The organism is Sphingobacterium sp. UBA7253, assembly GCF_002472745.1.
GTDB classification, from domain to species: Bacteria; Bacteroidota; Bacteroidia; order Sphingobacteriales; family Sphingobacteriaceae; genus Sphingobacterium; species Sphingobacterium siyangense.
Genome location: NZ_DKSP01000057.1, coordinates 1 through 694 on the forward strand (window position 1 = coordinate 1; position 694 = coordinate 694).

A 694-nucleotide genomic window follows, 5' to 3' on the forward strand; every position below is an offset into this window, starting at 1 on the left:
AACCACATCACGGAAATCCATGTGTTCTTTCATACTGCCTTTAAATGTAACTTTTACCGATTCTGGGATTGGCATAGAAGCTTCACCTGTCGCTAAAGCTAGCGCCACCGTACCAGAGTCAGCACCAAAAGCAACACCTTTAGACATACGGGTATGTGAATCACCTCCGATAATGATCGCCCATTCATCAATTGTAATATCATTTAATACCTTATGAATAACGTCTGTCATCGAATGATATACACCTTGAGGGTCACGTGCTGTGATCAATCCAAAGTCATTCATAAATTTCATCAGTTTTGGAATATTCGCTTGTGCTTTTTTATCCCAAACCGATGCCGTATGACAACCCGATTGATAAGCGCCGTCTACAGTAGGTGCAATTACAGTCGCAGCCATTGCTTCAAGCTCCTGCGCTGTCATCAAACCTGTTGTATCCTGAGAACCAACAATATTTACTTTAACGCGAACGTCAGAACCGGCATGTAACACTTTACCTGGAGTTACACCAACCGCATTTTTATTAAAAATTTTCTCTACAGCAGTCAACCCTTGTCCTTCAATCGTGATTTCTTTTGATGGAGCAAACACTGTAGGTGCCTGAATGCCCAGCGTAGCAGCGGCAAAAGTCTGTATCTTTTTACCGAAAACGATCGCATAAGAACCACCCGCTTTGATAAATTCCATTTTTTGT

1 protein-coding gene is annotated in these 694 nt (G+C 41.9%); it reads right to left on the minus strand.

The annotated features are described in order from the left end of the window. A partial coding sequence (locus tag B2X72_RS05225) for an aconitase family protein (protein ID WP_286848472.1) occupies positions 1–687 on the minus strand: 687 nt, incomplete at its 3' end. Positions 688–694 lie beyond the last annotated feature (7 nt).